Genomic DNA, 25,098 nt, shown 5'->3' on the forward strand with positions numbered 1-25,098 from the left:
GCTTTAATACATGTAAATACGGGCAATAATTAAATAAGGATCAAATTAAATTAGGCAAATTCGTTATTAATCACAGTATGGAGGAAACTTAGTAAGTTATCAAAGTTAGTTTCAAACGCAAGTTGCTGTTTTTTCTCAATAGATATAGGTAACAGCTCAAGCCATCGAGCAGCAACCCAAGTAAGCTTGTCAAAATAGGTTTGTTTATATAACGAACTAAGCTCTGGGTTATTAGTGAACACTTCACGCAGCGTATCTTGTAGGCGTTTATGCTCGCCAATATTATTGTTTGCCTCTGTGTACCAATAAGGCGTATTACAGTTCGACATTAAACCGTAGCGCAGTTCTTGCTCGTCTTGAAACACATCGTTTATTTGCACACTTTGAGTAGCACATACATCTATAAGTAGCATGCCATTATCATCTTGATCAAAGTCAATAATGTTCATTAGGCAACCTTGGGCGCTGATATTAAATGGCGTGTCGTGCTCAAAACTACAAAGCACAAATCCAATGTTTTCTTTTAATGCGCTTTTAACCATATTTAAATAGCGAGGTTCAAATATGCGCAAACGCGTATAACCGTCAGGGAGGATAAATAAGGGTAATGGAAAAATCGCACGTTTCATAAAGTCTACTTGTTTAAAACATTCTGCATTCATTTACGTGCGCTTTAACTAAGTCGATCAGCTTTTATTAAACCAATGTTAAATATTAAACCACGCTCCCATACTTTTAAGTAATTGCACCGAATAATAAGCGCTGATCATACTTACAACAGGCGCCAGCATTAAAGCAAATAATCCAAATTCACTGCTCATAGGGTTATTCCTTATAATTGACGTATATTATTGCACTGGTTTAACGGTATTTTCGGTTTTAATTCCAGCTTGAATATCGGTAATTAATGGCTCACTTAACCAGCTATTAAGCATAGTTTCGGTATTAAAAGTAAGCGTGTCTTTTATTGAGTTTTCAAGCTCTATGGTGGTTTGCGATATATAGCTGGTAATTGTTTGTGTGAGGATATCAGTTACATCAAGGTCAACTTCGGTTGCGTTTGCTTGCAACGAACCTAATACTAATAAACTTGCCATAGCGATTTTAATTGAATGTTTCATAATGGATTTCCTTGTTTGTGTATTGTTTCGACTCAATTACATACTCAAGGGATGTGCCACATTAAATTAAAAATATAACCCATTGTTTATAAAATATATTTAAATAGTAGTAGCCGAAAATGAAATTCAGCGTTGGTTAATATAACTAATTAATTTAACTTTTCAGCTAAATTTTAGTTAATATAACACGCTGTATTTATGCGCCAATACCGCTGTTTATTTAACCACCTTTCTACCTAACCTGTAAGCATCTACTATGCTCAAAAACCAAATAACCAACATTAAGTAAATATACTGGTATTGCCCTAATGCTGCACAGTGCGCTGATGGGTGCTTTACTGCAGCCAAAATACCATCAAAGCTAGCACCGCCCCTTGTGTTTACTATGTCATTAGCTATGCATTGCGCCATTGCATACACCTCTTGTAAAGTTAACAGTAGTAAAACCGAAAATACTCCCGCAAAAATAGCGCCTATTAGATGCTTTTTTAACGCAAAGTGCCCAGCACCTGGGTAAATTAAAGCGCTAAGTAATGCTGCTTTAAAGCTTTTTTGCATAATTTTCCTTTAAGTAACAGTTGAGTGTTCAGCCTATTTTGTAGTAAAACATATTGAATTAATGAGCCTTTAAAGCAAGCGAAAGTTTGCCCTTATGTTTGCTTATAATAATTGAAAGATTCAGCGTACACACGTACACTGAAAACAATTAAAAGTGGTAGGATCAGTTATGTCATCGAATGCGCCCTATTCGCGTAAAGAAGAACAGCTCAATGTAATTAGCCATGCAATAGGTGTGTTATTTGCTTTCTGGGTAATGTGGGATCTGTTTAATCAATCAAGTAGCACTAAAGCCTATATAAGTGCAACGATTTATAGCGCCAGCATCTTTATTTTGTTTTTATCATCTACTTTATATCACGCCAGTGTACAACCTAGGCTCAGGGCATTTTATAAAAAGTGCGACCACTGCGCTATTTATATTCTTATTGCCGGTACTTACACTCCCTTTTTACACCTGTCGTTAACAGGTGTTTGGTCTTGGGCAACCCTCACCTTTATTTGGTCGGTGGCACTTGCTGGCGTAGCGTATAAAGTTTTAGTTCACAATGGTAATAAAAAAGTCTCCCTTGCCACCTACTTAATCATGGGATGGTTTGCACTCGCCATTATTTATCCGCTTTACTTAGTTATTAATGTAAACGCATTATATTGGCTACTCGCCGGCGGCATTTTTTACAGCCTAGGCACAGTATTTTACAGCGCCAAAAACACCCAATTTAGCCACGCCATTTGGCACTTATTTGTTATTGCCGGCTGCGTTTGCCACTATGTGGGCATTAGTCGTTATGTGTATTGAAGGGAAAGCGTCCTCTGATAAAGCCGATAAAATCGTGAATAAGGTTTATTTTATTTATTAAATTGATGCTTAGTTTAGCCAATTATTTAAGCCAATCGATAATGCAAAACGCCTAGATTAATTGATGCTGCCTTTTTTCGTTGGGTTCACTGCGCCTAAACCAACCTACGTAATTTCATATTAAAGCTATTGTTGTGGGGGTGTGTTCAGCAATAATAAATTTTAAATACGCTACACTGTTTATTAATTCTACCTCTCCTAATTATGGTAAGGAAACCACACCATGGCGTTTGAATACTTTCATTTTATGAGTTTAATTGGGGTGGCCTTTTTTGCTATATCGGGCACTTTATTAGGCCACGAAAAAAACATTGGGGGTTTTGGTGTTGTAGTTGTTGGCTCAGTTACTGCGCTTGGCGGCGGTACACTGCGTGATATATTATTAAATCAGCCAGTGTTTTGGATTGCAGAGCCCGATTATTTATACGCCACCTATGGCGCAATATTTATTGCGGTGGTGTTTATTCGCCATTTACCGCACGTATCTAATTATTACATGCTGCTAGTTGATGTATTAGGCATGGCTATATTTAACATTGTCGGCATTGAAAAGTCGTTAATTGAAGGCACTACCATGATAGTTGCCATTACCATGGGTATGACTACCGGTATATTTGGCGGGCTAATGCGCGATGTAATTTGCAGAGAAATTCCGCTAGTAATGCGCGAAGAGCTGTATTCTACTGCGTGTCTGTCGGGCGGTTTAACTTATGCAGCGTTGTTTTTACTCGGAGTGTCTTATATATGGTGTATTTTAGGCTCCTTGTTTATTACCGTATTTTTACGTTTGGGCGCGCTGCATTGGGGTTGGCAGCCAAACATATTTAGAAAAAGAACAGTTAAAAATAAATAACGCTAAAAATTAACCGCTTTGTGTTTCGCTTTAGCGGCAGCTTATGCTCTACCTGCCGCTAAAATAAAATCAACGTGAAATATATAACATGAACTCTGATTAAGAGATTTTCAGTGAAAACAAGGCGAATTAACGCGCCAATAGCTAGCCTATTGCAAGTAATTTTAACGTAGTTAGCGCCGAAAATAGCTGCTTGAGATAGATTTGTTATCCATAGTTCAAGTTATGCTGGGTATTTTAATTGTACTGCCTACTTTAACGGGCTTGGGTAGTTGGCAAAATTGCTGCTCTATTACCTTTAAACGCTCTAGCACCTCACTTGGAAATGGAGATACTCGCCTGGTTGCTAAATCAATATGCAAATCTAAGTGCTCGCCCGCAGCGGCGCGATACCCTTTATTGGTGCAATATATTTCATGAAATGTATGAATACGTTTTTCATCAACGTACAACAGCCAAGACACAACCTCAATTTCATCGCCTTCGCACAACTCCCTTTCAAAAATACAATGGCTCTCTACTAATGCTTTGCTGCAGTTATTTGCATAACGGTATCGCTCACCTAAATCCAGATGTTCGGTAAAATCTATATGCGCATCGTAAATAACTAAACCATAATATTTTGTATTCATATGGCCGTTAAAATCAACCCACTGGGTGGGCACTGTGGCTGAATATTTTTTAAATGGGTAGAGCGACATTTTACTTCCTTTTAGGGTAACGATAAGGCTTAAGTTGCTATTGCTGTATTAACCAAACACTGAAAACTGGCTGTGTAATTACATTAAATAGCCGTCCTGTTGGTTGTTATTCGTTAGCGGAAAATTGATTTATATTAAATATTGAGCAGCACCAATTTCAGCATTTAATACTGTAAACCAAGCTAAATCACATAACATCCTCCATTTGTGTTAACATTAATTTCTTATGTGGGCGTTTTTGCTTACATTATTCTTTACTGATGATCGTATCAGCTATTTTTTGCTACTAGTTTTATTAAGCTATTTTATAAAGTTTTTAGTAGCCCTCTAATTATTTACGTGCGTTTTTAACTGCGTAAAATAAATAATAACCGTCACCTTATTACCTCTATTGTAATGACGAGTGACGCGGCGAAGGAGTCAAAATGTTTCAGTTTAGTACCAGCACTATACTGCTGGTTTTATTTGCTTTTTATGGTTTAACCTTTTTATTCACGCTAAGTATTGGCAAAAAACAAGAAAATGCCGATGGCTATATGGTTTCCAACGGATCCGTTGGATTTAGCATGTCTGCAGCGAGTATGACAGCCACATGGATATGGGCAGCATCGTTTTATGCTGCTGCAAGCTCGGGGTACAAATATGGTTTATCGGGGGCAATCCATTACGGTTTTTGGGGCGCACTGATGATTTTATTTATTTACCCCTTTGGTAAGCGCTTTAGAGAGCTTGCGCCAAATGCGCGTACCTTAGCCGAAATTATGCATGCGCGGCATGGCAGTGCTAGCCAAATGATTTTAGCCTCCTCAAACATAGTCGGCAGTATAATTAGTTTAATGGTTAACTTTACTGCAGCCGGTGCGCTAGTAGATATTTTATCACCACTGAACTTTACCGAAGGGGTATTAATTGCAGGCTCTGGCGTGCTTATATACACTTTTTGGTCGGGGTTTCGCTCCTCGGTTTTTACCGATTTTGGCCAGTTAATGGCTATGATGCTCGCCGCTGTGGTTATTATTCCTATGCTATTTTTTGAGCTCGACGGCCCCGACTTATTTACTCAAGGCATGAGTAATTTAACAATAGAACAAGCTGACTTTTTCTCTACTACTGCCATTTTAGAGCAAGGCGCGCCTTTTTTTGTTGCAGTTCTTGCATACGCTATTGGTAATCAAACTATTGCCCAACGCTTATTTGCTGTACGCGAAGACTTAATAAAACCGAGCTTTATTACCGCAACCATAGGTTATGGCTCTATTGTTATAGGCTTAGGTATGCTGGGTTTACTGGCGTTACTAGCCGGCGTGCAACCTATAGACGGTGATTTAAATAACCTCATTCCACAGATGGCTGCAACCTACCTGTCGCCTATTATGGTGTTAGTATTATTTGTGATGATTATTGGCTCGCTTTCATCCACCGCCGATTCTGACTTGTCAGCCTTATCGGCAATTATAATGACCGACGTATACGGTAAACATTTAAGTAAAAACAATCCTAACCCTAAAAAAATGCTTTGGGTTGGCCGCTTTACCATGGTTGTTGCCACCATGTTAGGCGTTATATTTGCAAGCCTTAAACTCGATATTCTCTCTATGCTAATTTTTGTTGGCGCACTGTGGGGCGCAATTGTGTTTCCGGTTATTTCTAGCTTATATTGGAATAAGGTGACAAATCTGGCGTTTACTGCCGCGGTAACCGGCGCGTTTTTACTCTTTATTATAGCACGCTTTGAGTGGCTGGAATTAACTGGCGCTGTCGCGTTATTTTTTGAGGTAATAGCAAGCGTAGGCGGCGGTGTTGTTATTGGCTTAATGTGTTTTGGCTTTTTTGGCCGCACTGCGGGGTTAATTTTGGGCGCAATAACAGCCGTAATACTACTGTTTTTTACTTTAGGTTTTTTACGCGACTATATTGTATTGCTAAGCTCACTGACCGCTTACGGTGCCAGCGCTATTATTTGTGTAGTGCTTACCTTAACCAGCAACAAAAGCGCGTTTGATTTTGCTTTAATTAAGCAACGTGTTGTTGAATTTAGTGACAATAAATAAGGAAAAATTATGTCTACAACATTACTTACTATTTATGTATTAATTTGGCCTGTGATTGCATTTGGTGTATTTGTTATTTTACTTTGCTCACTTATTAAAGATCTTAAAAATGCGAAACAAAAAGGCAAAAACTTAGTGTAAAGCATGCACTTTACACGCAAACTAGGGCAAGCATTTAACTTGCCCTTTTTATTGCGTTAAGCACTTAGTTATAAACACTTTAACGCTAGCACTATTTTAACAGCGCACTCATTAAGCAAGTGGCTAAGTAAACAGCAGGCAGATTAAACTTGTTATATTACTGCCATTGGTACACACGCATATTCACTCGCTCATTTTTAAATGCAATGCCTTCTAATAACAGCTTTTGTCGCTGCTCTTGGTATTTATTACTGCCTATAGGAAACGATATTTTACCTTGGCTGTTTACTACTCTATGCCAAGGTATTGTTGAGTCGTTGGGCATTAGCTTTAATAACCGCCCCACTAAACGCGCATTTTGCGGATACCCCGCAATAGCGGCTACTTGCCCATAACTTGCAACTTGCCCTTTAGGAATACTACCAATAACGGTATAAATAAGCGTTTCTTTATCAATTTCCATGTTTTTTCAAATACGCCTGGCTAAGTTGAGTAAACTGCTGCCAAATAGTACGTGCTACTGGCCCATGATGGCTAGAGTGCTGCCTAAAAACACGAATTTGCGTGCTAAATTCATGCTCGCGATCAGTTATGGTGACTTTTTGTAATAACCCCGATTTAATTTCTTCAGCGCAATGCTCTAAGCTGATCATAGCCCAACCAGCGCCCGATAATAAAAACGATTTTAAGCTCGATATATCGTCAATTTTCATCATTGCTGGGCCTTTAGAATAAGACAGCCTATCACTGTCTATACTCAGGCCGCTTTCAAACATGGCTAAACACGGGTACGACTGTAATTCACTGTAGCTAAGTATGTTGGGTATAATATTTTTTGCGCTAACAATACCAATGTCGAGCTTGCCTATGGGCAAGCTTTCTAAATCGCCGGTAGCATGAAACAAGTCAAACCAAGGGCCTATGCCAAGCTCTGCTTGGCCATTATTAACCTGCTCCAACGAAATAAAACGTTTACCACTGGTTAAACTAAACTCAGTGCTATTAAATACTCTAAAAGTATTACTTATGATCTCATTGTAGCTTTGCACATGGCATATTTGTTCATAACAAATTCTAAATTGCGCTTCATTGCCCAGTGCTAGCTCTTTTGCAAGTTGTGCAAGCTCTTCGTTGTTATTGAGTAGTTGCTTAGCTTGGCGATGAAAAATCCGCCCTTTTTCGGTTAATTGTAAACGGTATTGCGAACGGTCGAGTAGCGCAAAGCCTATTTTTGTCTCTAAACTTTTAATTGCTAACGTAAGCGCTGGCTGCGTTTTGTGTAGCTTAAGTGCCGCTGCACTTAAGCTTGCGCTTTGTACAATGGCGTCTAATATTTGTAGCTGGTTGAGTTTCATAGCACTGCCAATAACAACATAAGTAAAACTTATTGAGTTTTTAAAATTTAATGAATTTTATTTTATATGTTTGCGGAGTATGCTGCACTGACTTTATTTAGCTTTTAATTTTCATGGAGAAAATATGCACCTCTTACGTCTATGTGTAGTAACGACGACTTTACTTGGTTTAATAGCCTGCTCTGAGCCTGAGCCGCAAGTAAAAGAAGAGCCAATACGCCCGGTAAAGTTATTTAATATTGGTCACGATTCGCAAGTTAACATTCGCAGTTTTCCTGGTGAAGTAGTTGCAAATCAAGGCTCTTACCTTGCATTTAGAGTAAGTGGTGAGCTGGTTGAGTTTCCGGTATTAGCGGGTCAGCATGTAAAAAAAGGACAACTATTAGCTAAGTTAGACCCTGAAGATTTTCAGCTGCAATATAATGAGCGTAAAGCCCGCTATGAGCTGGCTAAATCACAATTAGGGCGCATTGAACAACTTTTCGAAAAACGCATTACCAGCCAATCAGAGCTTGATCAGGCTATTGCTAACAAGCAAGTTGCCGAATCGGCCTTTAAAATTGCACAAACGAATGTGGAATATAGCCAACTTAGAGCGCCATTTGCGGGCACGATTGCTAAAGTATTTGTAAAAAACTTTGAAAGCGTACAAGCAAAGCAAAATATACTGCGTTTAGAAACCCGCGATTTAATGGATGTTGAAATTCAAGTACCTGAAAGAATTGTGGCGCGCTTTATTAAAGGAACTCAATACCAACCAACGGTTATTTTTGACGGCTATCACGATAAAAAATACACACTCACACTTAAGGAGTGGGACACTCAAGCAGATCCTGCCACATTAACGTATAAAGTTGTGTTCTCGCTGCCAGTGCCAGAAGATTTTAACTTACTTGCCGGTATGACTGGCCGCGTACTTATCGATTTAAGTAAAGTAACGCAATCACAAACCGCTTACACTATTTTGCCCAACGAGGCGGTGTTTTCTGATCCGCAGCAATCTATTAGTAACAACGCTTATGTATGGTTATATAACGAGCAAACCGGCCAAATACATAAACAAGCAGTAAAAGTGGGCCAATTACACCGCGATGGCATTGAAGTACTCAGTGGGATTACAGAAGGACAGCAAATTGTTTCTGCCGGTGTACATTCATTAAAAGAAGGCATGCAAGTACGCCCATGGAATAAAGAGCGAGGCCTGTAATTATGAGCTTTGCACAACTATCTATAGAGAAAAAAGTTATTAGTTGGATGTTTACCCTACTGCTACTTATTGGCGGTGGTGTTTCTTATTTTGACTTAGGGCAATTAGAAGACCCTGAATTTACGTTAAAAAAAGCCATGGTTATCACCATGTATCCTGGCGCGTCGCCACAGCAAGTAGAGGAAGAAGTTACCTTTCCTATCGAAAATGCGATTCAGCAATTACCTTACGTTGATTACGTTACCTCTATTTCGTCAAATGGTAAGTCGCAAATTACCGTAGAAATGAAAAGTAACTACCGAAAACAAGAGTTAAGACAAATTTGGGATGAAATGCGGCGTAAAATTAACGACCTCAACCCATCTTTGCCCAGTGGTGTATACGCTAGTAAAATTATTGATGACTTTGCTGATGTTTACGGCGTAATGTATTCAGTAACCGGCGACGGCTATTCGTACGACGAGCTTAAAGACTACGTAGACTACCTTAAACGCGAACTAGTACTGGTTAAAGGCGTAAGTAAAGTAATTATTGCAGGAGAGCAACAAGCGCAAGTAATGGTTGAAATCTCTACGCAAAAACTTGCTCAATTAGGTATAGCACCTAGTCATATTTTTCAATTATTACAATCGCAAAATACGGTTTCTAACGCAGGTAAAATTAGGGTCGGCAGTGAGTCTATTCGCTTACATCCTACTGGCGAGTTTAAAGATGTAAAAGAGTTAGAAACCCTGCTTATTTCTAAATCGGGTGCCAGCGAGCTAATTTATTTAGGTGATGTAGCTAAGGTATATCGCGAGTACGCCGAAGTGCCCAACAATATTATTCGTTACAACCAACAACAAGCATTGTTAATTGGCGTGTCGTTTATGTCGGGCGTTAATGTGGTTGATATAGGTAACGACATTGACGCGCATCTTGCGTCGCTTGAGTACCAGCGGCCACATGGGATTAAAATTAATGCTGTTTATAACCAACCAAACGAAGTAGAAAAATCGGTAAACGGTTTTATTATTAGCCTAGTTGAAGCGATTGCTATTGTAATTATAGTGTTGCTGCTGTTTATGGGGGTTAAAAGCGGGCTATTAATTGGCGGTATTTTACTGCTTACCGTTTTAGGTACTTTTATTTTTATGAAGTTATTTGCTATAGATTTGCAAAGAATTTCGTTAGGTGCGCTAATAATCGCACTTGGTATGCTTGTTGATAATGCCATTGTTGTTACCGAAGGTATTTTAATTAACCTCAAACGTGGGCAAACTAAGCTAAGAGCCTCTATTAATATTGTTGAACAAACTAAGTGGCCATTACTTGGGGCAACTGTGATTGCGATTACTGCATTTGCGCCGATTGGTTTAAGCTCCGACGCCAGCGGTGAGTTTGCCGGTAGTTTATTTTGGGTATTACTTATTTCGCTTTTATTAAGCTGGATCACTGCCATTACCCTCACACCATTTTTTGCCAACTTAATGTTTAAAGAAACGCAATTAAACGCTGATGGCGAGCAACAGTATGACGACCCATATCAAGGTTTTATATTCACCAGTTACAAAGCCAGCTTAAACCTTGCTATGCGCTTTAGAAAAAGCACTTTAGTTTTAATGTTAGTACTGTTGTGTAGTGCTGTTGTTGGTTTTGGCGCTGTAAAGCAATCATTTTTTCCGGCATCTAATACGCCAATGTTTTATGTCGATTATTGGCAAGAACAAGGCGCTGATATTCGCTCAACGCTTGAGGGGATTAAAAAGTTAGAAGCATTTTTACAGCAAAACCCGCTCGTTACTGAAATAACCAGTACTGTAGGCCAAGGTGCTCCGCGCTTTATGCTTACCTATGCTCCTGAAAAATCATACCCCGCGTACGGGCAATTAATTATTCGTGTAACTGACCGTGAAGCAGTTGCCACTGTTATGCAAAAAGTACGAGATTTCGCACAGCACAATCCGGTTGCCGCACAGCTTAAAGTTAAACCTATGGAAATAGGCCCTTCAACTGATGCAAAAATAGAAGCGCGTTTTTCTGGCCCAGATCCAGTTGTACTTAGAAAACTATCTGCTCAAGCCAAACATATCATAGCGCAAGATACAGGTTCGCATAATATTCGTGATGATTGGCGGGCACGTACCAAAATGATCCGCCCACAGTTTAACGAACAAAAAGCGCGTCGTTTAGGTATTAGTAAATCAGACCTTGATCAAGTATTACTTACTAACTTGTCGGGTAAGCAAGTGGGTTTATATCGTGATGGCACCCAATTACTGCCTATTATTGCGCGCTCTCCTGCTAACGAGCGCTTAAACGTAGAAAGTGTACACGACCTACAAATTTTCAGCCCAGTATTGGGGGTGTTTATACCGGTTACTCAAGTTGTTGATGAGTTTGTAGTTGAATGGGAAGACAGCTTGATTATGCGCCGCGATCGTAAGCGCACTATTACCGTTATGGCTGACCATGATGTACTAAGTGACGAAACGCCGGCTAAACTATTTGCACGCATTCGCACCGATATCGAAAACATTGAGCTGCCACGCGGTTACGAAATGCAATGGGGTGGCGAATACGAGTCATCGAGTAAAGCTAAAAAAGCTATCTTTGGCTCATTGCCGATTGGTTACTTAGCTATGTTTGCAATTACAGTATTGCTGTTTAACTCTGTTAAGCAGCCTTTAGTTATTTGGGCTACTGTACCACTGGCAATTATTGGGGTAAGCGCTGGGCTATTGGTCATGAATGCGCCGTTTAGCTTTATGGCATTATTAGGATTACTAAGCTTAAGCGGTATGTTAATAAAAAATGGCATAGTATTAGTGGATCAAATAAATCTTGAGTTATCTGAAGGTAAAGCGCCATACCAGGCGGTATTTGATTCAGGAGTAAGCCGTGTACGCCCTGTTGCTATGGCAGCAATAACCACTATATTGGGGATGATCCCACTATTATTTGATGTGTTTTTTCAATCAATGGCGGTTACCATTATGTTTGGCTTAGGTTTTGCTACCATATTAACTTTAATTGTAGTGCCTGTGCTTTATACCATTATATATAAAATTGAATATCAGCCACTTAAAACTCGAATTAAATAAAGCAAATAAGCTTTTAGTATATTAATAAACGCAGCTAAAGCTGCGTTTATTTTATATACCACTTTATACCTGCCTTATAACTGCCTACTCTTAGTAATAAAGTACCATTGTGATTATGCCGCTCAAAAACATCGTTTTTCTTATATTTTATATACATACAAACATTTTAAATATCTGGTATTTTGTTTTAATAATGCTAATGTAACTTTAAGGTTAATCATTTTAAGGACATGAGAAAATAATGAGACTATCCCTAACTCAATCAGCAGCAAGTATATTGTATTTAGGTTTTATCCAATTTTTCCTTGTTGTTGCATTTTTGGGGGCTTTAGAAAGTGTTGTTGTTACGCAAAGCTTAATGCCGGTTATTTCTCTGCAACTTTCTTTGACTGCGTTAGGCTTAGCTATTTTATTGGCTTTTTTACCTAAGGTTTTACCTACAAAAAAAATTAAATATCTCATACCTATATTACTCATTACCGGCGCGATATTGTTTATTAACTTTGAGCTAAGTTTGTGGCGACACGATAGCAGTAGCTGGTTTTGGGACAGCCATAACCCTTTTATCTCATCTTTTAGTGCTGTAATGGTATTTGTGTTTTTTTTAGCTTTAATTATAAAAATTAAAAACCCAATTACTACCGTTAAAGGTTCTATAACCGCTAAAGTAATTACGTTTTTTGCTATTTTTATTGGCATAACACTTTGGCAAGTTACCGCGGTTAAAACGGTAACTAATGTAGCTGTAGATGCACAAAATAAAATTAAATTTGTTGAAACTATACTCAATAAAAACCTCGAAAGTCATATCACATCACTTACTCGCATAAAAACACGTTTAGAAGCAGTGAATGCCGACGACTTTATAAAAATGGCTAATATAGACTTAAAAATTTATACCCAAGACTTTGAAATTATTAGCAGTATGCTTCTTCTCGATGAAGATTTGAATTATATAAACGGCACAACATACTCTGAGCAATTTACTAATGACGGATTAATTGCAACCAGCCCTATTACTAACTGGTTAAAAGCAGCTGAAAATAAAGTGAGATTTGCGGCTAACTCTGCAACCTTAGATACAGATACGCCCATTATAATGTTCTCAATTCCGATAACGGCAAGCAATGGTAAAAAATACCAAGTGCTGGCACTGTTAAATTTAAACTTGTTAATTGAAAACAGATACATAGATTATCTCAGCTCGTTTGATACTTTTATTGAGTTAACACCTAAAATTTATTTCGCAATCGACAAAAACCAAAAAAATGTTCAAGACTTAAATAGCTTATTAAGCCGTTATAGCAAGCATTATATAGTTAACGAAATTGTTGTAAGAGAGGTAATTAAGCACAACGTTTATAGCTTTATTAAAGACTATTCAAAGCTTAAAGAAGCGGCACAAATTGAGCAAATGATAATATGGCTTACTTTTGCGTTTATTTATATTTTGATCTTAGCCACTGACTCTACTTTTTTGCTCAGACAACAGTCTATTGTGTTACATAAAATGGCTAAATACGACGAGTTAACCGGCCTGCTGCGCCGTGATGCATTAAATGCAGAAATAGAGGCTAAGCAGGTTAACTGTGTGGATGTAAATTGCGCGATGGTGTTTTTTAATTTAGATGGCTTTAGCGCAGTAAACAATAGTTTAGGCCATAAATTAGGTGACATGGTTTTGCAATTAGTCGCTAAAAGGCTTAAGAAAAATGCTGTTGGGGCAGGCGCCATAGCGCGTTTTGGCAATGATGAGTTTGTATTGCATTACTGTAATATATCTAAGCAGCAGCTATCGGATGAAATTACACTCGTAATAAAATCGCTAGCCGATATATATAACTTAGGTGAAGTTGATATCCACCTTACTGTGAGTGTTGGCATAGCCATGTCTGATGGGGAGGTCATTAGCCCTGCATTACTACTACAACAAGCTGATATAGCAATGGATAACGCTAAAGCTTTAGGCGGCAATCAATTTTGTTTTTACCATAAGCTTATGGATGAGAGCCATAATTTTATGGTTACAATTAGAAGTGAGCTACAAAAAGCGATTAAAAAAGAGGAGTTAGAGGTTTATTATCAACCCATTTATAACTTAACTACTCAATGTATTGTTGCTGTAGAAGCTTTAGTTCGCTGGAAAAATAATGGCAGTTATATTTCTCCAGCTGTTTTTATTCCTATTGCTGAACAAACAGGGCAAATATTACAAGTGGGCGAACAAGTCCTCACTCAAGTGCTAAACGATATGAGTACCATAGCTGAATTACAAAATATTTGTGTTGCGGTTAACTTTTCACCGCAACAAATACAACAGCGAAACTTTACCGAAAAGCTTTATAAGTTAACGTCTGAAAAAAACATACAGCCTAAGTTGCTCACCATCGAAGTGACCGAAATGATTATGTCAGAAAAAGGCGCTATTGAAAAAGTGCTTAAGGCACTGATGAATAAAGGTTTTAATGTAGCAATTGATGACTTTGGGACGGGTTACTCAAGCTTGTCTTATTTATCGCGTCAGCCGGCAAATATAATAAAAATAGATCGTGAATTTACCATTGGCGCCGAATTAGCTGGGCAAAAAAGAGCATTGCTAGAAGGCATTATTAATATTTGCACGCAGTTAAATAAAACAGTGGTAGTAGAGGGTGTAGAAAGTCCTGAGCTGATCGGTTATTTATCTAAGTTTAACAACATTAGAATACAAGGCTTTTATTACTGTAAACCTATGCCTCTGGATAAACTAATAGAATATATACATAGCAACAAATAGCGATTTTGATAATAAATTATTAAAATCGCAGGTTAATTAAGTTGTTTTACTGTACCTAATGTTATATCGCTTTATTTTTTAAGGCTCAATATTCCTTTTGAGTCGGATGATTTATTTGCTTTTATACTTTTAGGTTTACCAACATAAGTGGTTGAGCGCTTTTGATAAGGCGTTTTACTACGCTCTTTTTTACGTTCTTCAGTGCGCTCACCTTGATTAAAACGTTTAGGGTTTTCGCCCTGAAAATCACGTTTTTTATCACTTGTTTTTTGCGGCTTAGCTACAGCTTGTGGGCTTTGTTGCTGTAAAGCGTTTGCTTCATCGTATACTGAATGTTCTTGGGTTTTTCCTGAGTCAGAAATAGAGTTGTTTATAATCGCCATTTCTTGTTCAGTTAAGTGACGCCATTGCCCTACTTTTAAACCTTTAAGCGTCACATTCATAATACGTACGCGTTTGAGTGTGACCACTTCGTAACCTAAATATTCACACATTCTACGTATTTGACGATTTAACCCTTGGGTTAAAATAATAGTAAACTGCTGCGCACCAGTTTGGATTACTTTACATTTTTTAGTGATGGTATCGAGTATGGGCACACCATTACCCATTTTAGTTACAAACTGACGATTTAATGGTTTATCTACAGTAACTACATATTCTTTTTCGTGATTATTGCCAGCGCGCAAAATTTTATTAACAATGTCGCCTTCGTTAGTTAAAAATATTAGCCCTTCAGATGGGCGATCTAAGCGCCCTATTGGAAAGATCCTATCGGGGTAATTAACTGCTTTAACAATATTACTTTGAATTTTTCGCTCTGTAGTACAGGTAATACCAACGGGTTTGTTATAGGCAATATAAACGCGTTTAGGGATTGCTTTAAGTGTTTTGCCATCTACCAATACAACATCAGTAGATGAAACTTTTACGCCCATTTCCGGGCGAATACCATTAACAGTAACACGACCGTCTTCAATATATTTATCAGCCTCGCGTCGCGAACAAAAGCCAGTATCGCTAATAAATTTATTTAATCGTTTTAAGTCTGTCATGGAAGCAATTCACCTTAATTTTAAAGGCTGCTAGTTTAAACCACCCACAATAATTTTTCGCCCTTAATTTAACCTTTGTAGCCGTTTAAGCAGTGATTTTTGCGTAGGTTAATTTTCGCCATATGTATTCTAAAGGGCCTTGTTGAAAATAGCGGCTATAAATGGCGGTAATAATAAGCTGAATAACGATTAGTAAGGTAGCAACTAAACAATAGTCAATACGATTAAAACTGAGCGCCCACTGCTTAAAAAACACTTTAAACAACACAAGTTGCATTAACGTTTGGCTTATATATAAACTAAATGCTAAACGCCCTACTTGTTGAATTAATTTTCCTGTGTTGGCATTGTTACTACACAACTTAACTGCAATGTGAATATAAATAACCGCCATACATAATGCTGCCACACTGTTAATTAATTCTTGCAGCGCATAAAATACACCACTGCTATATTGCTCTATAGTTAGCCGTAAACTGGTAAATAGTAGCGCACTACTAATTACTAAAATGAGTTGCTTTGCCGATAAGCCACTAGCAAACACCTGTTGCTTATACAGATATATACCTAATAACATTAGCGCTGTCGTTACCCACATGGTAAGTATAGGCACCATAAACACCATTAAGGCGTTCATAGTTATGTTAGATAACAAGTGATCGCCATATGATTGAAAGTATTGGCTATACAAAGCATTAAACTCTGGCGAATCACGGTATATTAATGTCTCTGGTACGCTATACATAACTAAAGCGGTTGCCAAACCCGAGAGTAGAATAAACCCATAGGCGTGCTTTAAAAGTTGCTCATTGGTACTGCTTAAGTACCTTATAGCAAGCAACCCCGACACCCCATACAAAAACAAAATATCGCCGGCCCAAAGTAAAAAACCATGTAATAAACCAAAAACTAGTAACCAATATAGGCGGCTTTTAAGTGGTAAAACCAAGTTATAGCGTTGCCATTGTATGTATAAAGCCGCCCCAAACAGTATGCTAAATATGCTCCTAAAACGCCCCTCTATAAATATTAGGTTTAATGTTTGAATCAGGCTATCGCTGCTTGGTGGGGTTGTTAGGGGCGTATAACCGAGTTCAAATACTCCAAAGGTGTATATATTCATAAACACCAAGCCAAGTACGGCAATACCACGAATGAAGTCTAAATTATAATTACGCATTACCTATTCCATTACGTGATATTTTTATAGCTATCGGCCCAGTCTACCGCTTGTTTATAAATGTTAGGTAGTAATTTACTATCTATATTTATTAATAAAACGGCCTGCTCTAATGCCCACCAGCTTCCTGATTCATATGCTTTTACGGTTTCAAGAATATAATGTAAGGTGTTTTTTTCACCCTGTAACGCTGCTTTAATGTCATCTGGAAATGGTAGTTTATTAACTAATAAACTCATAGGTTGATCTAATATGGCATCGAGTAACGAAAACAGCCCGGTTAAAAAGGCTTCACCTTTTTGCTGTTTACTTATTTGCGCGGCAATTAGCTCACAAAAGCGAGCACGGACTACGCACATTTTCATTAATTCGGCAGGCTTAGACTTAACTGTATAAGCAGTAACGATCAAACTTACAAACTTTTTTAACCGTTCCTGACCTAAGTATACTAATGCTTGTTTAAGGGAAGATATTTGGCTTTTAATAGGAAACACACCACTATTAATTAAGCGTAATAGTTTGTATGCCAGCGCAGCATCAAGCTCAAATAAACCAGAAATTACGCTTATATCTGGATTGGGTTTCATAACTTCTGCATAAATTGCAATTACTAGCGCGTAATTATAGTCAATATCGTTTTGTTTAAGCATAGTTGGCTTTGCAAAATAATAACCTTGAAAGTAATCAAAGCCCATTTTGTAGGCAAGTTCAAACTCCTCAGGCGTTTCTATTTTTTCGGCAAGTATTTTTATTCTTTTATGTTTTTTTAGTTTTTTAACAACCTGGGCAATTTCAGGTAATGGGGTTTGGCGTATATCAAACTTAATCAGATTTACCAGCTTTAAAAAACGCTCCCACTGTGGGGTGTACACAAAATCATCTAACGCTAATTTATAATTACTATGAAATAAATCACGGCATAACTCATAATTATCGTCTGTGGGCTCTATGGTTTCGAGTAACTCAATCACCACATCTTTACAGGGTAAAAATGCACATAAATCGAGTTTTAACGACTCTGGTCCTATATTAATCAGCGCTTTTTTACCTGACGTTATATGGCGGGTTCCTAAGTTAAGCTGATTTTCCATGATCAACCTTGCCGTTGCTTGGCCATCAGATATTTCTGGAAAATAGTTTTTATCACTATCACGAAATAATAGCTCATAAGCAACCACATTCTGGCGACGATTTAATATTGCTTGCCTTGCAACAAATACAGACACATTACCTACTTCTTAGTTTTTATATAGTACTTAGCTATTAATAACGTAATCAGCAATAATTGTCACTTTTCTTCGACAAAATCATGTTATTTAAACCGTTTAGTTTAAAATACATGCAATTTTAAGCAACCGTTAATAAACGCTACAAGATAAGTCTTTAGTTCTCTTCTACCATCAGCGATAATAACGATATATTAATTAACATTCTGAAATATATTAATTTGATGTTGAAAAAAAGCATTCTACTTTCTATTGCTGCTCTGTTTATTTTTAGTGCCACATATATAGGCTCTGCTATTTATACCTTGTATAGCAAAAAAATGATTTCTGTTGACCCTAGGCTCAAAGAAGTATCTGGTATTGAGTATGATAAGCATAAACGCTTATGGGCTATTAACGATAGCGGCGACGAGCCTAAACTTTACCGACTCAATGATGATGGCTCAATTGCTAAAGAAATATTAGTGACTAACGCTAAAAATATAGATTGGGAAGATATGACCCAAAATAAATTTGGGCACTTTTTTTTAGGTGATTTTGGTAATAACACCAATGAGCGCCGCTGGCTTACTATTTATAAAATAGAAAACCCCATTGATATTAAAACCGATACCACCGAAGCTGAAATAATTAAGTTTACCTACCCCGAGTTAGACGGTACACCGGTTGCTCCAGATAACCGCAATTATGACTTAGAGGCGTTTGTAGCATTAGGTAGGCACTTATATTTATTTACCAAAAATCGTACTGAACCCTTTGATGGCATTACAAATGTATATAAAGTGGGTGATCATGCGGCTAATTTTAACGCAGAACTAATCGACTCATTTAAAACCTGCACCACCATGGAAAAGCTCTGCTGGATAACCTCTGCTGCACTGAGCCCTGATCGGAAAAAACTAGTGTTATTAGACTCAACTAGCCTTTGGTTATTTGAGAATTTTAAAGGGGATAAGTTTTTCTCGGGTGACGTGTCGCGAATAGACCTAGGCATTGTTACCCAAAAAGAAGCGGTTACTTTTTACGACGACAACACCATAGTATTTACCGATGAAGAATTTAAAGGTATCGGCGGTAATGCCTATGTTATAAAACTCGACGAAGCCAAAAAGCAAATCATTAGAAAAGCCCCTTTAAAACCATAATAACTAATGGTGCTTAATGTATTACTTTAAAGTGCTGAGCTTAGGTAGCTCAGCAAAATAAATATCAATAAAAAAGGCTCTAGCCTTCTTCTTCTACTAGCGACTCTAGTAGGTCGTGTATTTCTGCTTTAAGCTCTTTATCCGAAATTTTATTAGCGCTGATTTTAGCATCTTGAAGGTTTTTAATTGCAGCCTCTTTTTGGCCTAATTCTAGCTGCAAAGTTGCCATAGAGAATGCAACCGACGACATATGATCTTTAGAGTTAATGGCTATCGATTTTTTTAAGGCTTTTTCGTAGCCTTCAATTGCTTCTTCTAACTCTTCGGTAAAATCAGCCAGCGTTTCCCATTGTACTGGGTGATCTTTGCTGGTGTTTTCGTTTTCAATACAAATTGCTTTAAGCTGCGCGTAAAGTGACTCGAATTTTTTTGTATCGTTTTTATTTGCAGCCGCCATTAGCTCTTCAGCTAAGTCGTGTACTGCTTTATATACTTTGGTGTTCATCATTGCTAATTACCTTTTGCTACCACTAAATAGTGGGTAAATTAATCATTCTCTCTTTAATAAACTTATTTTAGCAAATTAAGAAATATAAGCTGCAATGAAGTGCACTTTATCAAGATTAATACCAATACCATTGATTAAGAGAGCTATTTAAATGACGAGAAAGCCACTAAATTATTAGTGACAAGTTTAACGCATTTACCCGAGCAAAAGATAAGTAATTAAAATATTACGAACTTACGCAGTCAATAAACTTTTCTGCGACTAAGCTAACCGGTGTTTTTTTATCGTAAAATGCTGCGTTATGCGCCGTTAAAAACTGTGCGCATTTTGCTTTTGATTGATGAAACTTGAGTTTGCAAGAGTCAACCGTTTTCCCTAAAACCTGCTGATAAACTGCATCATCGCACATTGAAAGTGCAAATTGTGAAGCTCCAGCAATAATTTCATCTATGCTCACTGAGTCTGGGGCCGAATCTGAGCCTAGTTTATAAAATAAATCGCTATACTCTTTAACTTCAATAGTTTTGTTCGCATTAAAAATGGCGGCATGAACACTAAGGTAATAGCCACTCGTTATTATTAATAAAACAATGATGGTTATAATAACTTTCACAATTTGTCCTTATTATGTCAGCAGATTGCTGATTCCTTGGCAGTGCGGCTAATGAAATAAACTACCCAATGTACTGTAAATTGATTGCTATTAATTGAATTAAAAAGGGAGAGTAAAATTCAACTTTCCTAAGTTTATTTAAACAGTCCTTGTTTACAAAGTACAAGCTAATAGTATCCACTTTCATGACATTAGAGCTTGTACTCTATGCAATAACTTTATTATAAATTGCTTGCTATATCAATGCGTAATCGCTACCTGTTTACATTTTTATACAACAAACCTAACGTTTAAATTTGGTTTCTAAAATAACAGATGAAGTAGTGCGTTCTACACCATCTAAGTTGCCAATATCATCGAGTAAGTGGCTAAGTTGTTCTAAGTTTTGTGCTTGCACAACTGCAATTAAGTCAAACTCGCCACTAATAGCATAAAGCTGCGATATAGCATTAATTTGCTTTAGCTCTAAATTGGTTTTTGTCGTCAGTTTTTGCCTTACTTTAATAGACACATGAGCGGCTACCATACTATTTAAAAAGTCATCGCCGTAATCAACGCTATAACCTTTAATTACGCCACTTTCCTCTAGCTTTAACATGCGGCTTTGTACAGTTGAGCGTGATAAATTAAGGTGCCTAGCTAAATCTGAAATACTCGCTCTGGCATTAGTTTTTAAAATAGATAATAGCTTTTCGTCTTGTGGAGTTATCATAATGCACAAACCATTCGTTAATTTGACTTTTATTCTAATCATTTTTCACAAAATAGCACTGCAAATTTCATTCACAACCTTCGATAATGACACTTATAACAAAAAACACAGTGTTTACTGAAGAATACAGGCTAAGTTCTTCTTTGTTTTAGCAACACTTTTTTAAGTAGCCACATAATTTAGGTGTAAAAATGCAAGTAACTAGAGACTTATTTAACGATGTAATGGTGCCAAACTACAATCCTTCAGCAGTTATTCCGGTACGCGGCGTAGGTTCGCGTGTATGGGATCAAGATAATAACGAGTTTATTGATTTTGCCGGTGGTATTGCGGTTAACTGTTTAGGACATTGTCATCCGGCTTTAGTTAATGCACTAAAAGAGCAAGGTGAAAAAATTTGGCATTTATCAAACGTAATGACTAATGAGCCTGCTTTGCGTTTAGCTAAAAAAATGGTTGATGCTACATTTGCTGAAAAAGTGTACTTTGCCAACTCAGGTGCCGAAGCTAACGAAGCAGCGCTAAAATTAGCGCGTCGTTTTGCCCTAGACGTACACGGTGCTGAAAAAACGCAAATTATTGCTTTTAATAAAGGCTTCCACGGTCGTACCTTTTTTACCGTAACGGTTGGTGGGCAAGCAGCTTATTCAGATGGGTTTGGCCCTAAGCCTGCCGATATTGTGCATTGCGATTTTAACGACATTAGCGCATTTGAAGCCCTTATTAGCGATAAAACCTGTGCGGTAATGATGGAGCCACTACAAGGTGAAGGCGGTATTATTTCACCCACTGACGATTTTGCACACAAAGTACGCCAGCTATGTACTAAGCACAACGCGCTGCTTATTTTTGATGAAGTGCAAACGGGTGTTGGCCGTACTGGCGATTTATACGCGTATCAGGGCTTAAACGTAGTACCTGATATTTTAACTACAGCAAAAGCGTTAGGTGGAGGCTTTCCTATCGGTGCCATGATCACCACCACGGCAATAGCAGCGCATTTAAAAGTTGGCACACATGGCTCTACATACGGTGGAAATCCATTAGCCTGCGCCGTAGCCGAAGCCGCTTTTGATACAGTAAATACCCCAAAAGTACTTAGCGGCGTAAAAGAGCGCGAACAGCTGTTTCGTGATGGCCTAAATGCGATTAACGAAAAATATAATGTATTTAGTGAAATTCGCGGTAAAGGTTTATTAATTGGTGCTGCACTAAACGACAAGTTTGCTGGGCGTGCACGCGACTTTTTAATAGCCAGTGCTAACAATGGTTTAATGAACTTAGTAGCCGGTGCGGATGTTATTCGTTTTACTCCGTCTTTAGTTATTCCGTTAGAAGATATTAAAGAAGGCCTAGAGCGCTTTGATAAAGCCGTAAGCGATGTAGTTAACGGTTAATAATAGTAAACCAGCACGCCTTTGGGCGTGCTATTGGAGCAAGTAATTAATGCAAGTATTACGTCCTATTACAGCCAACGACTTTGATGCGCTTAAGCAAATAGCAATAGAGTCTGGGCATGGGTTTACCTCTTTGCCCGTAGATGACACCCAGCTAAAAGAAAAAATTGACCGCGCTGAAAAAAGCTTTGCTAAAAACATTAATAAACCATTGGACGAGAGCTATTTATTTGTTTTAGAAGACAGTGAAACAGGTAAAGTGATTGGCACAACCGCAATAGAAGCCGCTGTAGGCTTAACTGTGCCGCTATATCATTATCACTTAGGTAAAACAGTGCATCACTCGCCTACATTAAATGTATACAACACTGTTGATATTTTGAGCATGTGTAACGACTACACGGGTTGCTCTGAAATATGCACTTTGTTTTTACGTGAAGACAGCCGTACAGGCTTAACTGGGCGCTTTTTATCGCGCTCGCGCTTTTTGTTTATGGCGCAGCACAGTGAACGCTTTGCCGATACCGTCATTGCCGAAATGCGCGGTGTAAGCGACGAGCACGGCCATTCGCCATTTTGGCAATGGCTACAAGAGCACTTTTTTAGTATTGAGTTTCCACAAGCTGATCATTTAGTCGGTTTAGGCGATAAAGTGTTTATTAGCGAGCTCATGCCTAAGTACCCTATTTACGTAAATTTACTGAGTAAAAAAGCCCAAGCTGTGATCGGTCATGTTCATGAAAAAACCAAACCCGCGCTTAAACTTCTCGAAAAAGAAGGTTTTGAACATCGCGGCTATGTTGACTTATTTGATGCCGGCCCCACTGTAGAAGCCAAGCTAGGTAATATTCGCAGTATTCGCGAGTCTCAAGTGTGCCCTATTACCATAGGTGAACTTGAACATATAACACAAAACAGTTCCGACACGCTCGCTATTTGTAATCATGGTGTGAGTGACTTTAGAGCTACATTTACTAAACACGCGCATTATAATCATGCAAAGCATACGTTAATCATTAGCCAAGCAGTGGCTGATGCACTTAAGTTAAGCCAAGGAGATGCAGCACGATTCTTTCGTCTGTAAATATATATGAATACACAACTTATAAATAACCAATGGCAAGCAGGCCAAGGCCCAGCATTTGCCTCAATTAATCCAAGCAATGGCGAAACAATTTGGCAAGGTAATGGCGCCAGTGCTGAGCAAGTAAATAGCGCAATAAAAGCCGCAAGAGCAGCGCAGTTACAGTGGGCTGATACCCCGCTTGAGCAGCGCATTACCATACTAGAGAACTTTGCTGCACAACTAAAAGAACACAGCGAAGAGTTTGCCGTTATTATTGCCCAAGAAACCGGGAAGCCTTTATGGGAAACCCGTACTGAAGTAGGCGCAATGACAGGTAAAGTCGCTATTTCGGTAAAAGCATATAATGAGCGTACCGGTACCACAGAAAACCCAATGCCAGGTGCTAAAGCATTTATTAGGCATAAGCCGCACGGTGTAGTGGCTATTTTTGGCCCTTATAACTTCCCTGGGCACTTGCCTAACGGGCATATTGTGCCCGCTATTTTAGCGGGTAACACTGTGGTATTTAAACCCTCAGAGCTTACTCCTCATGTAGCACAATTTACTTTATCGCTGTGGTTAAAGGCGGGCTTACCTGCTGGTGTAATTAACCTAGTACAAGGCGAAATTGAAACAGGTAAGGCATTGGCCGCTCACAAATATATAGATGGCTTATTTTTTACCGGTAGTTCTAATACAGGTCATTTATTACATAAACAGTTTGCTGGCCACCCGGGTAAAATTTTAGCGCTTGAAATGGGCGGCAATAACCCGCTGATAATTAAAGACGTAAACGATGTTAGCGCCGCAGTACACGACATTATTCAGTCAGGCTTTATTACTTCTGGCCAACGCTGTACCTGTGCACGCCGTGTATTTATTGAAAACTCGAGTAATGGCGATGCCATTCTAGCTAAGCTTATTAGCGCCACTAAAAATATTGTAGTTGATGACAGCTTTGCAACAGAGCAGCCATTTATGGGTGCTATGATCAGCGAAAAAGCAGCATTAGGTATGGTGGCTGCGCAAAATGAACTTGTCGCTAAAGGCGCTGAGATTTTAGTTGAACTTAAGCAATTAAAACCAGGTACTGGTTTTGTCAGCCCAGGTATTATCGATGTGACTAATGTTAATGATATGCCAGATGAAGAGCATTTTGGGCCATTAATTAAAATATATCGCTACAGCGATTTTGACAGCGCCATTAATGAAGCAAATAACACCAGCTTTGGTTTATCTGCCGGCTTACTCGCCGATAGTGAAAACGATTATAACCACTTTTTAAAGCGTATTCGTGCTGGCATTGTTAACTGGAATCGCCCCATTACCGGTGCGTCTAGCGCTGCACCATTTGGTGGCATTGGCGCCAGTGGTAATCACAGAGCAAGCGCCTATTACGCTGCCGATTATTGCGCCTACCCGGTAGCTTCTGTTGAATCAGATAAAGTAACTTTACCGCAAACCCTCGCGCCGGGCTTAATAATTGAATAA

At 38.4% G+C, this 25,098-nt stretch carries 23 protein-coding genes; 11 read left to right on the forward strand and 12 right to left on the reverse strand.

The window, feature by feature from the left end; genetic code table 11:
• Positions 1-50 precede the first annotated feature (50 nt).
• The 3 genes from I6F41_RS00930 to I6F41_RS00940 all read right to left on the reverse strand — a co-directional run bounded on the left by I6F41_RS00930 (position 51) and on the right by I6F41_RS00940 (position 1,679).
• Positions 51-629 carry an LON peptidase substrate-binding domain-containing protein gene (locus tag I6F41_RS00930; RefSeq protein ID WP_011330074.1) on the reverse strand — a complete coding sequence of 193 codons (579 nt, stop codon included), beginning with the start codon at positions 627-629 and terminating at the stop codon, positions 51-53.
• A gap of 219 nt (positions 630-848) precedes the next feature.
• Positions 849-1,121: a hypothetical protein gene (locus I6F41_RS00935; protein ID WP_197107533.1), complete on the reverse strand. Its 273-nt coding sequence runs from the start codon at positions 1,119-1,121 to the stop codon at positions 849-851.
• A gap of 216 nt (positions 1,122-1,337) precedes the next feature.
• Entirely contained in the window at positions 1,338-1,679 is a 342-nt protein-coding gene (locus tag I6F41_RS00940) for a hypothetical protein (protein WP_197107534.1), read from the reverse strand.
• Positions 1,680-1,848: 169 nt separating this feature from the next.
• Here I6F41_RS00940 and trhA point away from each other — a divergent pair, with 169 nt between their 5' ends.
• Complete coding sequence (trhA, locus tag I6F41_RS00945; protein WP_197107540.1) at positions 1,849-2,478, forward strand: PAQR family membrane homeostasis protein TrhA; 630 nt, start codon at positions 1,849-1,851, stop codon at positions 2,476-2,478.
• A gap of 283 nt (positions 2,479-2,761) precedes the next feature.
• Positions 2,762-3,391 (forward strand): trimeric intracellular cation channel family protein, encoded by a 630-nt coding sequence (locus I6F41_RS00950; protein WP_011330070.1) that lies wholly within the window; start codon positions 2,762-2,764, stop codon positions 3,389-3,391.
• A gap of 218 nt (positions 3,392-3,609) precedes the next feature.
• On the opposite strand, the gene I6F41_RS00955 is transcribed toward I6F41_RS00950, so the two are convergent.
• On the reverse strand, positions 3,610-4,092 hold the full coding sequence (locus tag I6F41_RS00955; RefSeq protein ID WP_011330069.1) for a thioesterase family protein: 483 nt from the start codon (positions 4,090-4,092) through the stop codon (positions 3,610-3,612).
• 425 nt (positions 4,093-4,517) lie between these two features.
• Here I6F41_RS00955 and I6F41_RS00960 point away from each other — a divergent pair, with 425 nt between their 5' ends.
• Positions 4,518-6,143 (forward strand): sodium:solute symporter family transporter, encoded by a 1,626-nt coding sequence (locus I6F41_RS00960; protein WP_011330068.1) that lies wholly within the window; start codon positions 4,518-4,520, stop codon positions 6,141-6,143.
• A gap of 9 nt (positions 6,144-6,152) precedes the next feature.
• Complete coding sequence (locus tag I6F41_RS17985; protein WP_011330067.1) at positions 6,153-6,284, forward strand: putative transporter small subunit; 132 nt, start codon at positions 6,153-6,155, stop codon at positions 6,282-6,284.
• 157 nt (positions 6,285-6,441) lie between these two features.
• Here I6F41_RS17985 and I6F41_RS00965 read toward each other — a convergent pair whose 3' ends face one another.
• Positions 6,442-6,747, reverse strand: coding sequence for an MGMT family protein (locus tag I6F41_RS00965; RefSeq protein ID WP_011330066.1), 306 nt, complete (start codon positions 6,745-6,747; stop codon positions 6,442-6,444).
• Positions 6,737-7,639, reverse strand: a complete 903-nt coding sequence (locus I6F41_RS00970) for a LysR family transcriptional regulator (protein ID WP_197107542.1) — start codon at positions 7,637-7,639, stop codon at positions 6,737-6,739. Before I6F41_RS00970 ends, I6F41_RS00965 begins: the two co-directional genes overlap by 11 nt.
• Before the next feature lie 124 nt (positions 7,640-7,763).
• Between I6F41_RS00970 and I6F41_RS00975 the strand changes: the two genes are divergently transcribed.
• The 3 genes from I6F41_RS00975 to I6F41_RS00985 all read left to right on the forward strand — a co-directional run bounded on the left by I6F41_RS00975 (position 7,764) and on the right by I6F41_RS00985 (position 14,705).
• Complete coding sequence (locus I6F41_RS00975; protein WP_197107544.1) at positions 7,764-8,846, forward strand: efflux RND transporter periplasmic adaptor subunit; 1,083 nt, start codon at positions 7,764-7,766, stop codon at positions 8,844-8,846.
• Positions 8,847-8,848: 2 nt separating this feature from the next.
• Positions 8,849-11,929, forward strand: a complete 3,081-nt coding sequence (locus I6F41_RS00980) for an efflux RND transporter permease subunit (protein ID WP_197107546.1) — start codon at positions 8,849-8,851, stop codon at positions 11,927-11,929.
• A 241-nt stretch (positions 11,930-12,170) separates the two neighbouring features.
• Positions 12,171-14,705, forward strand: coding sequence for a putative bifunctional diguanylate cyclase/phosphodiesterase (locus I6F41_RS00985; protein WP_197107548.1), 2,535 nt, complete (start codon positions 12,171-12,173; stop codon positions 14,703-14,705).
• A 71-nt stretch (positions 14,706-14,776) separates the two neighbouring features.
• On the opposite strand, the gene rluF is transcribed toward I6F41_RS00985, so the two are convergent.
• The 3 genes from rluF to I6F41_RS01000 all read right to left on the reverse strand — a co-directional run bounded on the left by rluF (position 14,777) and on the right by I6F41_RS01000 (position 18,166).
• Positions 14,777-15,760, reverse strand: coding sequence for a 23S rRNA pseudouridine(2604) synthase RluF (rluF, locus tag I6F41_RS00990; protein ID WP_197107550.1), 984 nt, complete (start codon positions 15,758-15,760; stop codon positions 14,777-14,779).
• An 85-nt stretch (positions 15,761-15,845) separates the two neighbouring features.
• Positions 15,846-16,940, reverse strand: a complete 1,095-nt coding sequence (locus I6F41_RS00995; RefSeq protein WP_197107552.1) for a DUF418 domain-containing protein — start codon at positions 16,938-16,940, stop codon at positions 15,846-15,848.
• 11 nt (positions 16,941-16,951) lie between these two features.
• Positions 16,952-18,166, reverse strand: coding sequence for an EAL and HDOD domain-containing protein (locus tag I6F41_RS01000; protein ID WP_182683616.1), 1,215 nt, complete (start codon positions 18,164-18,166; stop codon positions 16,952-16,954).
• 224 nt (positions 18,167-18,390) lie between these two features.
• Here I6F41_RS01000 and I6F41_RS01005 point away from each other — a divergent pair, with 224 nt between their 5' ends.
• On the forward strand, positions 18,391-19,311 hold the full coding sequence (locus I6F41_RS01005) for a hypothetical protein (RefSeq protein WP_041454933.1): 921 nt from the start codon (positions 18,391-18,393) through the stop codon (positions 19,309-19,311).
• 79 nt (positions 19,312-19,390) lie between these two features.
• On the opposite strand, the gene I6F41_RS01010 is transcribed toward I6F41_RS01005, so the two are convergent.
• The 3 genes from I6F41_RS01010 to I6F41_RS01020 all read right to left on the reverse strand — a co-directional run bounded on the left by I6F41_RS01010 (position 19,391) and on the right by I6F41_RS01020 (position 21,144).
• Positions 19,391-19,819, reverse strand: a complete 429-nt coding sequence (locus I6F41_RS01010; protein WP_011330057.1) for a hypothetical protein — start codon at positions 19,817-19,819, stop codon at positions 19,391-19,393.
• Between the two features lie 226 nt (positions 19,820-20,045).
• Positions 20,046-20,432, reverse strand: a complete 387-nt coding sequence (locus I6F41_RS01015) for a hypothetical protein (protein WP_182683617.1) — start codon at positions 20,430-20,432, stop codon at positions 20,046-20,048.
• 283 nt (positions 20,433-20,715) lie between these two features.
• Entirely contained in the window at positions 20,716-21,144 is a 429-nt protein-coding gene (locus I6F41_RS01020; protein WP_011330054.1) for an Lrp/AsnC family transcriptional regulator, read from the reverse strand.
• Between the two features lie 191 nt (positions 21,145-21,335).
• Here I6F41_RS01020 and I6F41_RS01025 point away from each other — a divergent pair, with 191 nt between their 5' ends.
• Genes I6F41_RS01025 through astD form a run of 3 tightly spaced genes read left to right on the forward strand, consistent with a single transcriptional unit; the run spans position 21,336 to position 25,098 of the window.
• Positions 21,336-22,541, forward strand: coding sequence for an aspartate aminotransferase family protein (locus I6F41_RS01025; protein WP_197107555.1), 1,206 nt, complete (start codon positions 21,336-21,338; stop codon positions 22,539-22,541).
• A 49-nt stretch (positions 22,542-22,590) separates the two neighbouring features.
• On the forward strand, positions 22,591-23,625 hold the full coding sequence (astA, locus tag I6F41_RS01030; protein ID WP_011330052.1) for an arginine N-succinyltransferase: 1,035 nt from the start codon (positions 22,591-22,593) through the stop codon (positions 23,623-23,625).
• A gap of 6 nt (positions 23,626-23,631) precedes the next feature.
• A complete protein-coding gene (gene astD / locus I6F41_RS01035) occupies positions 23,632-25,098 on the forward strand; it encodes a succinylglutamate-semialdehyde dehydrogenase (RefSeq protein ID WP_197107557.1) in 1,467 nt (488 codons plus the stop codon).

This window comes from Pseudoalteromonas sp. SCQQ13, assembly GCF_015864415.1.
In the GTDB taxonomy this organism is placed as follows: Bacteria; Pseudomonadota; Gammaproteobacteria; order Enterobacterales; family Alteromonadaceae; genus Pseudoalteromonas; species Pseudoalteromonas nigrifaciens.